The organism is Streptomyces sp. NPDC057854 (assembly GCF_042797055.1).
Classification (GTDB): Bacteria; Actinomycetota; Actinomycetes; order Streptomycetales; family Streptomycetaceae; genus Streptomyces.
In genome coordinates this window covers 203,744-216,239 of the sequence record NZ_JBHVMF010000013.1, presented here as the reverse complement: position 1 = coordinate 216,239, position 12,496 = coordinate 203,744, and the positions used below count along the sequence as shown (strand labels likewise).

The following is a 12,496-nucleotide window of genomic DNA, read 5'->3' as shown; positions in this document are numbered from 1 at the left end:
GCCACGGGCACCCCGATCACGATCAGCAGCGCCCACCAGAATCCGAGCAGGGGCCACAGGATCGCCGCCGGAGTTCCAGGCCCGGCTGTGTCCCGGCCCGCGCTCGGCGACGGTCACCATGCCGGGCGCGTACACGACGTCGCCGGCGACCTCCCCGTCCGGGACCGGCGGCCACTCGACGACGAGATGGTCCCCGGGAGCCAGTTCGTACTCCATGCCCGACGGCTCGAACTGCACGACGACCGCGGTCTCGCCGGCCGATACGCGGAACCTCATCCGGCCCCCGCCGCCCGGCCCGACGTCGGGCCCTCCAGCTCATCGTCCTCGTCCTCGTCCTCGGCGGGCCCGAGTTCCTGGAGCAGGAACCGCAGCTCGTCCCGCTCGTGGGCCAGTTCGAAGACGCGCATCATCGCGGGGACGCCCGCGTGGCGCGTGACGACGAGGTCCGGGCACCGGAACTGAAGCCGCTCGTACGCATCCGCCCCGCTGTCCATCCACCGCTGGAGCGCGGCGACCGTCAGCACGGTCGCGCTGTAGCGGCTCCCGTCCGCGAGGGTGACCAGGACGTCGACGTTGTCGACCGTCGCCTCGTCGTCCTCGGCTCCCAGCATGAAGTACGCCTCGAAGTCCGGCGTCCGACAGGTCACTTCGCCCACGGCTTCCTCTCGCGGCCCGGCGGACGGCGCCGCGGGCCGCGTCCGGCGGAGTGGACGCGGCCCGCGGCGTGTGCGGCTCCCGAGGGGGCGGGGGTCAGGCCGGTTCGATGGTGTTGCGGAGGTCTTCGACCTTGAGGGTGCCGCCGAACTGACCCGCCTGCTTCAGCTTGACGTTGGTGAAGAAGACCGCCGGGAGGTCCAGCGGCGGCGGGGACTCGGGGCCGAAGGTGATCGGGATGATGCCGAGGAGGTTGCCCTTCAGCTCCTCCGTGTACATCGTCACCGTGCCGTCGGTGATGGTCGACGTCGAACCCCTCTGGGAGCGGACGTGGGCCTCGCGGCCCTCGGAGTGCTCCGTGATCTGGTGCAGGTCCTTGATGCCGATGTACGTCGCGGTGAACTTCAGGACCTTCTTGACCTGACCGCCGTACGTCTTCACCTCGACGATGCCGTGGTACTTCAGGCCGCTGAGCGAGAGCCTGCTGCTCTCCAGGCGCCACGGCTCGTCCGGCAGCAGCGGGATGCCCTGCTCCAGTTCGGCGGCGGCGAGCGCCGCGTCGTCGCGCTCGGGGCACGGGAAGCGGGGCTTGGCACCGTCGGGTATGTCGGTGTCCTTCTTGGCGTCCAGGCCCTTCGCGCTCTCGGGGAGCTCCCGGACCGGCACGCCGGCCTTCTCCGCGGCCTCCCTGATGGCGGCCTTGGTCGTGTCGGCGGCCTTGTCCGCCTTCGGGGCCTTCGTGGCCGCCGGCGACGGGGTCGCCGTCGCGGTGGGCGCGAGGTCGTCCGCCGTCGCCGCCTTCTGCTGCTGCTGCGGTGCCGTCGTCGTCGGCGCGGGGGCGGTCGGGGTCGGGGTCGGGGTCGCCGTGGGCTCCCGGTCCGGGGTCAGGCCGTCGAAGAAGTCCGTGAGGGCGTCGCCGACGCCCAGCGGGTCCAGCGGGTTGGCCGACTTCGTCGGCGTCGGCGCGGCCGTGGCCGTGGCCGCCGGTTCCTGGGGGGCCGCCGCCAGGGCGGAGGCCGTCGCGGTCGCCGTCGGTTCCGGGGTCGCCGTCGCGGTGGGCTCCGCGGACGCGGTCGTGGTCGTGGTCGCGGACGGGGTGACCGTCGGCGCCCCGGTCGGCTCGGCCGGCCGCGTCGCCGTGCTCGTCGGTTCCGGCTTCGCGGTCTCGGTGACCTTCGCCGTGGGCGTGGCCGTCGTCTCCTCCGCCACCGGCTCGTCCGAGCGGGTCACACACGGGCCGGGCGCGAAGGGGACGTCCTTCTCGTCGGCCAGGGCGGGGCTGGGCGCCAGTCCCATGCCCACGAGCACCGCGGTCGGCATGGCGGCCAGCGCCATCGCCTTGCCCGCCGGGCCCTGGATCCTGTTCAGCAGCGTCTTGCGAGGGGCCGCGTGGCGCGGTCCGCTCCTCCCGAGGCCCCGCTGGGTCTCGTCACCCCGCACTGTTCCTCCCGCCCTTGGCGTCGATCGTCGTGTCGGTCGCCGGCCCGTACGGCTCGCGCTGCTCCGGGACCCCGGCCGCCAGTACGGCCTCGGTCGCGGGCTCGCCGTCGAACGCGGTCTCCTCGGAGGCCGCCGGCTCACCGTCGTGCTCCGCGTCGCCGGTCTCCTCGACCGGCGGGGCGGGGGCCCACGCCGCGGACATGCCGCCGCCGACGAGGGCGAACAAGAACCCGATGACGAGACCGCCGAAGTTCGACACGGGGATGGAGACCAGGCCGAGCACGATCGCCGCGATGCCCGCGAAGACCCGCACGGCGGGCTGGAACCACATCGTCAGGCCCAGCGTGAAGAGCAGGACGCCGATGATCAGCGCGCCCGCTCCGGCGGTCGTGGCCATGGCCAGGGTGATGTTGCCGAGCCGGACGTCCCCGTACGGGAGATAGGCGATCGGCACGCTGGCGATGACGGTGAACAGGCCCGCCCAGAAGGGCCGGGTCTGCCGCCAGACCTTGAACCGGTTCTCCTTGCGGACTTCGGGGGAGGCAGGGGTCTCGGCGCTCATGGAAAACAGCTCCCTGGAAGCGGTGTTGCTGAGAAAGGTGGAGAGACCGGGACGGACCCGGTGCGGGTGCGGGCCGCCGGGACGGCCCGCACCTCAGAGGACCGGGTCGGTCCTAGAAGCACTCCTTCTCGGTGCCCCGGTGCAGGGACAGCTTGAGGTCGGGGAGCTTGAAGGTGGCGGCCGTGGTGGCCCACGCCTTCTGCTGAACATTGGTGAGGGTGGCGGTCTTGGCGCGCTGCGCGAAGCCGTGCGGGCTGGCCGGGGTGTCGGGCTGGATGCCCGGACGGCCCGGCAGCGGCGTCTTGCCGTCGGCGGCCTTGTCGGCGACGCCCGCCGCGATACCGATGTCGATCTGGTCGAACTCGGCATCGGCCTTCAGCGAGGAGACATCCAGGTAGATGCCCTCGGCCACGACCGGCTTGTTCTTCGTAGTGCCCGCCGTCAGGCGGAGCGTCACGTCACCGACGAACGGCACCTTCGGGGTGACCACCGACTGGCACATGTTGGTGATCTCGGCGTGGTCGAAGCCCGACACCGCGACCGGGGCGGCGAACCGCTCGCCGGCGAGGGTGTGGCCCTGAGCGACGCTGCCGTACTGGACGAAACCGTCACCCTTGAGGCGGTCCGTCGTGACCTTGAACTCCTGGCCGGAGATCGCGAACGACGCGGCGAGCGCGCCCTGCGCCAGGCCGACACCGATCGCGGCCGTGGCCGCCAGGCTCGGGACCATGACGACGGCGAACCGCTTCCATCTGGTCCCGCCACGAACCTGGGAACTCATGAGAATCCTCCTTCTCGGACGTACATCTCCAGCAGGGGCCCGGGGCCCGTCCTGGGATGGGAGAAGAGCTACGTCCTCGGGAAGGAGAGCGCCGAGGCATCAGGAGACGCGACGCGCGTCCGATCACCGGCGATCACCCCCGAGCGACAACCATGTGCCGCGCGTGCGCACGGCCCGGTGGACAGGTCCTGCCCGGTGGGAGCAGGAACCCCCCTGTCCGATGGCCGGCCGCCTGTGGCGCCGGCCCGCTCGGTGGGGACCCGCGCCGCGCGACCCAGGCGGTTGCCGGGGAGCGTGCGGTACGGACCGAGCGTGGCCGATCGTGGTCTATCGGCGGCGCCCGCACAAGGGGTTCATTACTCGCTAGTAACGGATGTGTGACCCCGTCATGGCGCGACGCCGCCGGGCGGGTACGCAGGGTGGAGGCGCGAGGTGCGGAAAATCCTCTTATAGGAGAGCGAACCCGGACAGATCAACAGGTTCGATTTACTGCAAGTAACAGCGGCCGCGATTATCAAGATTTGGTAAAGCGCGGCCGCCGTTTGTCACCGTGTCGCCAAATCGTCGGACGATCCGGCGCCTTTTCCGGCCCTGAGCAGGCGCTTAGCGCATACGCCCGCGACAGGACCGGAATTCGGGAATCAGAACAGCACGCGCGCCAGCGCCTGCCGGGCCGCGATCACCCGCGGGTCCTCCGGGCCGATCACCTCGAAGAGCTCCAGGAGCCGCAGCCGCGCCGTGTTCCGGTCGTCGCCGGCGGTCCGGCCCACGGTGTCGACCAGCCGCCCGAAGGCGTCCTGCACGTGACCGCCCGCCAGGTCCAGGTCGGCGGCGGCGATCTGCGCCTCGACGTCCGCCGGGTGGTCCGCCGCGTTCTTCCGCACCGCCTGCGGGTCCATGTCCTGCACCCGGCGCAGCAGCTCCGCCTGGGCGAGGCCCAGCCGGGCCTCGGGGTGCTCGGGGTCGTCGGCCAGCACGTTCTTGTACGCCTGCACCGCGCCGCCCAGGTCGCCCGCGTCCAGCGCGGCCATGGCCGCCTCCAGGAGGGCGTCGTACGGGCCGGCGGCCGGGCGCGCGGCGGCGGAGCCGTCGGCGTCCCGGTCGACGGTGAGACCGGTGAGGCCGAAGCGCTCCTCGCCGACCTTGATCAGCTGGTCGAGGGTCTCGCGGATCTGGGCCTCGGGCACCGCGCCCTGGAAGAGCGGGAGGGCCTGGCCGGCGACGACCGCGAAAACGGCCGGAATTCCCTGGATGCCGAACTGCTGCATCAGCATCTGGTTGGCGTCGACGTCGATCTTCGCGAGCAGGAAGCGGCCGTCGTACTCCACGGCCAGCCGCTCCAGGAGCGGGCCGAGCTGCTTGCACGGCTCGCACCACTCGGCCCAGAAGTCGAGGACGACCGGGACCTCGGCGGAGCGCTGGAGCACGTCGCGCTCGAAGCCCGCCTCGTCGACGTCGATCACAAGGGCGGAGGGCGGCACCGCCGCGGGCCCGCCGTGCCGCGCCGCCTCGGCGCGCGCCTGCTCCGCCTTCGCCTTGGCCTCTCCGGCCGCCTTCACCGCGGCGAGGTCGACGACGCCGCTCATGGACATGTTTCGGGGCTGCATGAGTACATCCTCCCCCTTCCGCGCGCGGAACCGGTAAGCCGTGGCTGAACAGCGCCCTCCGCCGAGGGCGCTCCGTCTCCGCCGGGTCCCCACCCGGCGGTCCTGCACTGGTTGTCGCTCAGGCCGCTCAATGCCTTTCGCTACGGGTCGTAGCGTAATGGCCGAGGGCGCCCCCCAGGGAGCCCTTCACCGTGAACTGCCTCACACGACGGCCCTCTGGCGCCCTACCTACCGGCGAGTATGGTCGTCGTCCATGTGTAGCCGCACCACCCCCCGAACCGGCCGCCCCCGCTCCACGGAGGCCGACGAGGCCATCCTGGAGGCGACCCGCGCGGCCCTGGTGGAGCTGGGCTGGTCGAAGCTCACCATGGGCGACGTCGCCACCCGTGCCGGGGTCGCCAAGACCACCCTGTACCGCCGCTGGGCCAACAAGAACGAACTGGTCGTCGACGCCGTCGCCGTCCTCTTCGACCAACTCGAACTGCCCGACCTGGGTTCCCTCCAGGCCGACATCGAGCACGTGGTCCTCCAGTTCGCCGCCCTCCTGGAGCGCCCGGAGACCAAGACGGCGCTGATGGCCGTGGTCGCCGAGTCGACCCGGGACGCGCCGCTGCGCGAGCGGATCCGCGCCTCGATCGTGGAGCGCCAGAAGCGGCTCGTGCTGGACGGCCGGCGGCGCGCCCAGGAGCGCGGCGAACTGCCCGCGGACCGGGACCCGGTGGCCGTGGACGCCACCGACGACCTGATCTTCGACGTGGTCGCCGGCGCCGTGGTGCACCGCGCCCTGGTGAGCGCCGAGCCGGTGGACGGCCAGTGGGTGGCGCGGCTCTCCGCGCTGCTCGTGGGCGGTCTGGGCGCGGCGGCGGTGCTGGGTTAGCGTGCCGGGATGACGACACCGCTTCCGGACCGGGTCCGGGCCCTGCTCGACGACGTGAACCCCGCCGTGCTGGCCACCGTCCAGCCCGACGGCTCGCCGCAGACCTCGGTGGTCTGGGTGGGCCGGGACGGCGACGACCTGCTGATCTCCAGCCAGGACGGCCGCCGGAAGGTGAAGAACGTGCGGGCGGACGCCCGGGTCTCCCTGACCGTCCACGACCGCCGCGACCCGCTGGTCTACGCGGAGATCCGCGGGACGGCCACGGTCGCCGAGGACGAGGGCCGGAAGCTGGCGGTCGCGCTGGCGGAGGCGTACGAGGGCGAGGGCGCCGGCCAGGAGTACCTGGACCTGCCGCCGGAGCGGGTCCGGGTGGTCATCCGGATCACGCCCGTGAAGGTGCTGGGCACGGCGGCGAAGTAGCGGAGCGGCAGCGCGGAGGGGCCGGTGCGGGAACTCCCGTACCGGCCCCTCGCCTTCGGGAACTCAGAAGCCGGCGGGCTCCACGTACACGCCCCACTCGTCGCGCAGGACGCCGCAGATCTCGCCGAGGGTGGCCTCGGCGCGGACCGCGTCGAGCATCGGCGGGATCATGTTGGAGCCGTCCCGGGCGGCGGCCAGCATGGCGTCGAGGGAGGCGCGGACCTTCGCCTCGTCGCGCCGGCCCTTGCGCTCGCCGAGGACCCGGACCTGCTCCCACTCGACCTCGTGGCTGACCCGCAGGATCTCCAGGTCGCCGGTGACCGAGCCGTGGTGGACGTTGACGCCCACGACCTTCTTCTCGCCCTTCTCCAGGGCCTGCTGGTAGCGGAAGGCGGACTCGGCGATCTCGCCGGTGAACCAGCCGTCCTCGATGCCGCGCAGGATGCCGGAGGTGATCGGGCCGATCGGGTGCTGCCCGTCCGGGTGGGCGCGCAGGCCGCGCTCCTTGATCTGGTCGAAGATCTTCTCGGCGTCGGCCTCGATGCGGTCGGTCAGCTGCTCGACGTACCAGGAACCGCCCAGCGGGTCGGCGACGTTGGCGACGCCGGTCTCCTCCATGAGGACCTGCTGGGTGCGGAGCGCGATCTCGGCGGCCTGCTCGCTGGGGAGGGCGAGGGTCTCGTCGAGGGCGTTGGTGTGGAGCGAGTTGGTGCCGCCGAGGACGGCGGACAGGGCCTCGACCGCGGTGCGCACGACGTTGTTGTACGGCTGCTGGGCGGTGAGGGAGACGCCGGCGGTCTGGGTGTGGAAGCGCAGCCACTGCGCCTTGTCGGTCTTCGCGCCGTAGACCTCCTTCATCCAGCGGGCCCAGATCCGGCGGGCGGCGCGGAACTTGGCGATCTCCTCGAAGAAGTCGAGGTGCGCGTCGAAGAAGAAGGAGAGGCCGGGCGCGAAGACGTCGACGTCGAGGCCGCGGCTCAGCCCCAGCTCCACGTAGCCGAAGCCGTCGGCGAGGGTGTACGCCAGCTCCTGCGCGGCCGTCGCCCCGGCCTCGCGGATGTGGTAGCCGGAGACGGAGAGCGGCTTGTACGCGGGGATGCCCTGCGCGCAGTGCTCCATCAGGTCGCCGATGAGGCGCAGGTGCGGCTCCGGCGGGAAGAGCCACTCCTTCTGGGCGATGTACTCCTTGAAGATGTCGGTCTGGAGCGTGCCGTTGAGGACGGCGGGGTCGACGCCCTGGCGCTCGGCGGCGACGAGGTACATGCAGAAGACCGGGACGGCGGGTCCGGAGATCGTCATCGAGGTGGTGACGTCGCCGAGCGGGATGTCCTTGAAGAGGACCTCCATGTCGGCGGCGGAGTCGATGGCGACGCCGCAGTGGCCGACCTCGCCGAGGGAGCGGGGGTCGTCGGAGTCGCGGCCCATGAGGGTGGGCATGTCGAAGGCGACCGAGAGCCCGCCGCCGCCGGCGGCGAGGATCATCTTGTAGCGCTCGTTGGTCTGCTCGGCGTTGCCGAAGCCGGCGAACTGGCGGATGGTCCAGGTGCGGCCCCGGTAACCGGTCGGGTGGAGTCCCCGGGTGAAGGGGTACTCGCCCGGCCAGCCGATGCGCTCGAACCCCTCGTAGGTGTCCCCCGGGCGGGGCCCGTAGACCGGCTCGACCGGGTCACCGGAGAGCGTGGTGAAGTCGGCGTCGCGCTTGCGGGCCTTGTCGTAACGGGCCTGCCAGCGACGGCGGCCTTCCTCGATGGCGTCAGCGTCCATGCCTTCGAATTTACTAGGACGTCCTAGTAAATGTCGATGACAAACCCCCGTACATCTGTACGGGGGCGGAGGTCAGGCGTTGGCGGGCACCGGTCGCGCGCCGTCGACCAGCGGCTTCACCTCGGCGTACACCTTGCGCTCGACGAAGAACGCGGCGAAGGGGATCGTGCCGGAGAGCAGCACCCACACGATCTTGCCGAACGACCAGCGGGCCTTGGAGCCCAGGTCGAAGGCGAAGACCAGGTAGACGATGTAGAGGACACCGTGGAGCTGGGAGACCGCGAAGGTCACGTCCTCGCCGGTGTCGAAGCCGTACTTGGCGACCATGCAGCCACAGAGCACGAGCAGCATGACGGCGGTCACGTACGCCATGACGCGGTAGCGGGTCAGCACGCTGGATTTCATGCCGTCGAGCGTAACCGCCCGTTCCGGGCGATCTTCGCCGGGGTCAGCCCTCGTCGAAGTCGTGGGCCGCGACCCGCAGCGGGCGCAGCAGGGCGAAGATCTCGGCGCACTCCTCGGCGTCGTAGGCGCCGAGGCCGAAGTCCATGTCCATCAGGTCGCGGGTGGCGGACTCGACCACCTCGCGGCCCTTCTCGGTGATGGAGGCGAGGGTGCCGCGCCCGTCGTTGGGGTTGGGGCGCTTGGCGACGAGGCCGGACTTGACCAGGCGGTCCACCGTGTTCGTCACCGAGGTGGGGTGGACCATCAGCCGCTCGCCGATCTTCGACATCGGCAGCTCGCCCGCCTGCGAGAAGGTGAGCAGCACCAGCGCCTCGTAGCGGGCGAAGGTCAGCCCGTACGGCTTGACCACGGCGTCGACCTCGGCCAGCAGGATCTGGTGGGCGCGCATGATCGAGGTGATCGCGGCCATGGAGGGGACCGGGCCCCAGCGCTTCTGCCAGAGTTCGTCGGCTCGGGCGATGGGGTCGAAGGGGAGACTGAGCGGCTTCGGCACGCGTCGACCTTACCGACTGGTCATATGGCGGTCAGCCCCGTCTCACCTTTCGGCCGCCCGCGGCACGCGTCTCGGCCAGCAGGGCGGCGACCGCGGCGGTGGCGAGGACCCCGGCGCCGGCGACGACGAGGTGGACGGGGACGAACTCGGCGACGAGCCCGGCACCGGCCATGCCGACGCCCTGGACGGTCATCATCCCGGCCGACATGAGGGTCATCGCCCTCCCCCGCCGCTCCTCCGGGACGGCGGCGACGAACCAGGCGTCGAGGCCGAGGGTGTACGCGCCGGCGGCGCCGGCCAGCACGAGCGCGACCGCGGCGAGGGCGGCGCCGGGGCGGAGCGCGTACAGGAGGAAAGGGAGGAAGCCGGCCAGGAGCAGGGGGGCGACCAGCCGGGAGCGGGTGGCGGGCCGCAGGACGGCGCCGGCCAGGAGTTCGCCGGCGACGGTGCCGACGGGCAGGGCGCACATGAGGAGGCCGAGGGCGGCGGTGGAGACGCCGATCTCGTCGGCGTACGGGGCGGCGAGGGCTTCCGGGACGACGGTGAACATCGGCGGCACCCAGAAGAGCAGCATCAGGGCGCGGATCCGCCGGTCGCGCAGCAGCGCCCAGGTGGCCCCGAGCCCTTCGCGCCGGTCCCCGGCGCGGGCGGGGCGGCGGGCGGTGCCGGCGCGCAGCAGGAGCGCGGAGAGGAGGAAGGTGCCGGCGGTGAGGGCGATGGCGCCGCGCGCGGGGACGACGGTGAGCAGGACGCCGCCGATGCCGAAGCCGGCGAGCAGCGCGGACTGGGACACGATCCGGAGGAGCGAGCGGCCGAGGACGAAGAGGTCGCCGTCGCCGAGGATGTCGGCGAGGGTCGCCATCCGGGTGCCCTGGAAGACGGGCGCGACGGCGGCGACGGCGCAGCGGAGCGCGAGCAGTCCGGCGACGGGGGTGGCGGGCAGCACCATGAGCGCGACGGCGGCGGCGCAGACCAGGTCGCAGACGACGAGCACCCGGCGGGGCGGGTACCGGTCGGCGAGGCCGGCGAGGAGGGTGCCGCCGAGGAGGTAGGGGAGGAAGCCGAGGGCGAAGGTGAGGGAGGAGAGCAGCGGCGAGCGGGTGAGGTCGTAGACGAGCACGGTGAGCGCGATCTCGCTCACGACGAGCCCGAGCAGCGACAGCAGGTGGGCGCCGAAGACCCACCGGAACTCCCGGACGCGGAGGACGTCGAGGTATCCGGGCGGGGCGGCTTCCGCGTCGGGAGGAGCGGTGGGCGGGGTGTCGGTCCGGGTCATGGCCGCAGCGTGCTGCGTGGGGCGGCCCGGCCCCTAGACTTTCGGCTGGAGCCGAATCTTGGGGGTGTGGTGCCGTACCACCTGGTCTTCGGGGAGGCCGATCCGCTGCGGATCCGGTTCGCCGTGTCGCCGCTGTGGGAGACGCAGTCGGCCGTACGGGTGCTGGCGCGGCCCCGGCAGCAGGGCTACCACCTGCCGTGGCTGCGGCGGATCGCGGGGGCGGCGCGGTCGCTGGAGCTGGCGCCGCTGCAGCTGCTGATGCCGGAGCGGGGGCATTCGCCGGACTTCCTCTATCCGCCTCCGCTGGGGCCCGCCGCGTCCTTCGAGGAGGAGCTGGCGGCCGTCCGGGCGGTGGATCCGGCGCTGGTGCGGCCGGACCTGGAGCAGGCGCTGGCGTGTACGCCGGGGGCGGCGCGGAGCGCGGAGGGGCGGCGGATGCTGGCCGACCCCGCCGGGACGGTGGAGCGGCTGGCGGGGCTGCTGGAGGCGGCGTGGGAGGCGCTGATCGCGCCGGAGTGGCCGCGGTTCCGGGCGCTGCTGGAGGCGGACGTGGCGTATCACTCGCGGCGGCTGGCGGAGGGCGGCCTGGAGCGGCTGCTCGGGGAGCTGCACCCGTCGTTCTCGTGGGACGCGGAGGCCTCGGTGCTGGAGGTGGGCGCCTTCCGGGGCGAGCACGTGCGGGTGCTGGGCGGCCAGGGTCTGGTGCTGATGCCGTCGGTGTTCATCTGGCCGGAGATGGTGAGCGGTTTCGAGGAGCCGTGGCAGCCGACGGTGGTGTACCCGGTGCGCGGGATCGGCGGGCTGTGGACGCGGTCGCGGGAGCGGACGCCGGAGGCGCTGGCGCGGCTGCTGGGGCCGGTGCGGGCGGACGTGCTGTGCGCGCTGGACGAGCCGGCGGGGACGACGGCGCTGGCGCACCGGCTGGGGCGGGCGCCGTCGTCGGTGTCGGCGCACCTGGCGGTGCTGCGGGACGCGGGGCTGCTGACCTCGCGGCGGTACGGCCACCAGGTGCTGTACGAGCGGACGCCGCTGGGGACGGCGGTGTCGCAGCCGGACGCCGGGTGACCGGCATGTCACGATGTGTCCCGTTGGTTCCGCCTGTCCTCCCCGTGTTGCCGACCCTGGGGGCCGGATGTCCCGCCGTACCACCGCCACCGCCTCGCTCGCCCTGCTCGGCGCGCTGCTGCTGACCGCGAGCGGCTGCTCGTCCGACGGGCCCGCCCCCTCGCCCGTCGGCCCGCCCGCGACGAAGGGCGAGGCCCCGGCGCCGACCGCCGGTTCGCCGTTCTGGGTGGACCCGGAGAGCGACGCGGCGAAGCAGGTGCGGCAGTACGAGGCGGAGGGCCGCGCCGACGACGCCCGGGTGCTGAAGCGGATCGCCGAGCGGCCGGTCGCGGAGTGGCCGGCCGGCGACGACCCGGTGCCGGACATCCTGCGGGCGGTGCGCGGGGCGACGGCCGAGGACCGGACGGCGGTCTTCGTGGCGTACAACATCCCGCACCGGGACTGCGGCATGTACTCGGCGGGCGGCGCGCGGGACGGGGCGGCGTACCGGGCGTGGGTGGACGCCTTCGCGTCGGCGATCGGGGACGCGAAGGCGGTGGTGGTGCTGGAACCGGACGCGGTGCCGCACATGGTGGACGGCTGCACGCCGGCGCAGTACCACGACGAGCGGTCGCGGCTGCTGACGGAGGCGATCGAGCGGCTGAAGCGGCAGCCGCGGACCCGGGTCTACCTGGACGCGGGGAACCCGGCGTGGATCGACGATCCGGGGAAGCTGGTGGAGCCGCTGCGGCGGGCCGGGATCGAGCGCGCGGACGGCTTCGCGCTGAACGTGTCGAACTTCCAGACCAACGAGACGGTGCGGGCGTTCGGGGCGACCCTGTCGGGGCTGCTCGGCGGGATGCACTTCACGATCGACACGAGCCGGAACGGCGCCGGCCCCCTCCCGGGGGACCGGGAGGAGGCCTGGTGCAATCCCCCGGGCCGGTCGCTCGGCGTGCCGCCGACGGACCGGACGGGGGACGCGCTGGTGGACGCGTACCTGTGGATCAAGCGGCCGGGCGACTCGGACGGGCAGTGCCGCGGCGGCCCGGCCGCGGGGACCTGGTGGCCGGACTACGCGCTCGGGCTGGCCCGCCGCGCGGGGTCCTGACG

The 12,496-nt window shown here is 72.9% G+C and carries 14 protein-coding genes; 4 read left to right on the top strand and 10 right to left on the bottom strand.

Features of this window, described 5'->3' with window-relative positions; all coding sequences use genetic code 11:
* From ACFVQZ_RS20610 to ACFVQZ_RS20585, 6 genes are all read right to left on the bottom strand, one after another.
* Window positions 1–276, bottom strand: a 276-nt coding sequence (locus ACFVQZ_RS20610; RefSeq protein ID WP_383624578.1) for a hypothetical protein, incomplete at its 3' end; no start/stop codon positions are given.
* Entirely contained in the window at window positions 273–647 is a 375-nt protein-coding gene (locus ACFVQZ_RS20605) for a hypothetical protein (protein ID WP_383624575.1), read from the bottom strand. The genes ACFVQZ_RS20610 and ACFVQZ_RS20605, both read right to left, overlap by 4 nt.
* Before the next feature lie 103 nt (window positions 648–750).
* Window positions 751–2,094, bottom strand: a complete 1,344-nt coding sequence (locus ACFVQZ_RS20600; protein WP_383624572.1) for a hypothetical protein — start codon at window positions 2,092–2,094, stop codon at window positions 751–753.
* Window positions 2,084–2,656 carry a DUF6114 domain-containing protein gene (locus ACFVQZ_RS20595; RefSeq protein WP_030492561.1) on the bottom strand — a complete coding sequence of 191 codons (573 nt, stop codon included), beginning with the start codon at window positions 2,654–2,656 and terminating at the stop codon, window positions 2,084–2,086. Before ACFVQZ_RS20595 ends, ACFVQZ_RS20600 begins: the two co-directional genes overlap by 11 nt.
* Before the next feature lie 112 nt (window positions 2,657–2,768).
* Window positions 2,769–3,437 (bottom strand): DUF6230 family protein, encoded by a 669-nt coding sequence (locus ACFVQZ_RS20590; protein ID WP_383624568.1) that lies wholly within the window; start codon window positions 3,435–3,437, stop codon window positions 2,769–2,771.
* Window positions 3,438–4,078: 641 nt separating this feature from the next.
* Entirely contained in the window at window positions 4,079–5,044 is a 966-nt protein-coding gene (locus ACFVQZ_RS20585) for a tetratricopeptide repeat protein (protein WP_383624566.1), read from the bottom strand.
* A 253-nt stretch (window positions 5,045–5,297) separates the two neighbouring features.
* Between ACFVQZ_RS20585 and ACFVQZ_RS20580 the strand changes: the two genes are divergently transcribed.
* Window positions 5,298–5,921 carry a TetR/AcrR family transcriptional regulator gene (locus tag ACFVQZ_RS20580; RefSeq protein WP_030492564.1) on the top strand — a complete coding sequence of 208 codons (624 nt, stop codon included), beginning with the start codon at window positions 5,298–5,300 and terminating at the stop codon, window positions 5,919–5,921.
* Window positions 5,922–5,930: 9 nt separating this feature from the next.
* The gene (locus ACFVQZ_RS20575) at window positions 5,931–6,341 is read left to right on the top strand and encodes a PPOX class F420-dependent oxidoreductase (protein WP_030492565.1); all 411 of its coding nucleotides are present in this window, start codon (window positions 5,931–5,933) and stop codon (window positions 6,339–6,341) included.
* Window positions 6,342–6,404: 63 nt separating this feature from the next.
* Here ACFVQZ_RS20575 and ACFVQZ_RS20570 read toward each other — a convergent pair whose 3' ends face one another.
* From ACFVQZ_RS20570 to ACFVQZ_RS20555, 4 genes are all read right to left on the bottom strand, one after another.
* Complete coding sequence (locus ACFVQZ_RS20570) at window positions 6,405–8,105, bottom strand: methylmalonyl-CoA mutase family protein (protein WP_030492566.1); 1,701 nt, start codon at window positions 8,103–8,105, stop codon at window positions 6,405–6,407.
* Between the two features lie 72 nt (window positions 8,106–8,177).
* A complete protein-coding gene (locus ACFVQZ_RS20565; RefSeq protein ID WP_030492567.1) occupies window positions 8,178–8,510 on the bottom strand; it encodes a DUF3817 domain-containing protein in 333 nt (110 codons plus the stop codon).
* A 43-nt stretch (window positions 8,511–8,553) separates the two neighbouring features.
* Complete coding sequence (locus tag ACFVQZ_RS20560) at window positions 8,554–9,063, bottom strand: MarR family transcriptional regulator (RefSeq protein WP_030492568.1); 510 nt, start codon at window positions 9,061–9,063, stop codon at window positions 8,554–8,556.
* Window positions 9,064–9,094: 31 nt separating this feature from the next.
* Window positions 9,095–10,339, bottom strand: a complete 1,245-nt coding sequence (locus ACFVQZ_RS20555) for an MFS transporter (RefSeq protein WP_383624559.1) — start codon at window positions 10,337–10,339, stop codon at window positions 9,095–9,097.
* Between the two features lie 69 nt (window positions 10,340–10,408).
* On the opposite strand from ACFVQZ_RS20555, the gene ACFVQZ_RS20550 reads away from it, so the two are divergent.
* Both ACFVQZ_RS20550 and ACFVQZ_RS20545 read left to right on the top strand, forming a co-directional pair.
* Window positions 10,409–11,404 (top strand): DUF5937 family protein, encoded by a 996-nt coding sequence (locus ACFVQZ_RS20550; protein ID WP_383624603.1) that lies wholly within the window; start codon window positions 10,409–10,411, stop codon window positions 11,402–11,404.
* Between the two features lie 67 nt (window positions 11,405–11,471).
* Complete coding sequence (locus ACFVQZ_RS20545) at window positions 11,472–12,494, top strand: glycoside hydrolase family 6 protein (protein ID WP_030492571.1); 1,023 nt, start codon at window positions 11,472–11,474, stop codon at window positions 12,492–12,494.
* The last annotated feature ends 2 nt before the right edge of the window (window positions 12,495–12,496 follow it).

What these genes read in the sequence shown, in the direction of transcription:
- ACFVQZ_RS20585 (WP_383624566.1), bottom strand. Translation starts at nt 5,044, where the DNA reads ATGCAGCCCCGAAACATGTCCATGAGCGGCGTCGTCGACCTCGCCGCG.
- ACFVQZ_RS20575 (WP_030492565.1), top strand. Translation starts at nt 5,931, where the DNA reads ATGACGACACCGCTTCCGGACCGGGTCCGGGCCCTGCTCGACGACGTG.
- ACFVQZ_RS20570 (WP_030492566.1), bottom strand. Translation starts at nt 8,105, where the DNA reads ATGGACGCTGACGCCATCGAGGAAGGCCGCCGTCGCTGGCAGGCCCGT.
- ACFVQZ_RS20565 (WP_030492567.1), bottom strand. Translation starts at nt 8,510, where the DNA reads ATGAAATCCAGCGTGCTGACCCGCTACCGCGTCATGGCGTACGTGACC.
- ACFVQZ_RS20545 (WP_030492571.1), top strand. Translation starts at nt 11,472, where the DNA reads ATGTCCCGCCGTACCACCGCCACCGCCTCGCTCGCCCTGCTCGGCGCG.
- ACFVQZ_RS20590 (WP_383624568.1), bottom strand. Translation starts at nt 3,437, where the DNA reads ATGAGTTCCCAGGTTCGTGGCGGGACCAGATGGAAGCGGTTCGCCGTC.
- ACFVQZ_RS20580 (WP_030492564.1), top strand. Translation starts at nt 5,298, where the DNA reads ATGTGTAGCCGCACCACCCCCCGAACCGGCCGCCCCCGCTCCACGGAG.
- ACFVQZ_RS20595 (WP_030492561.1), bottom strand. Translation starts at nt 2,656, where the DNA reads ATGAGCGCCGAGACCCCTGCCTCCCCCGAAGTCCGCAAGGAGAACCGG.
- ACFVQZ_RS20555 (WP_383624559.1), bottom strand. Translation starts at nt 10,339, where the DNA reads ATGACCCGGACCGACACCCCGCCCACCGCTCCTCCCGACGCGGAAGCC.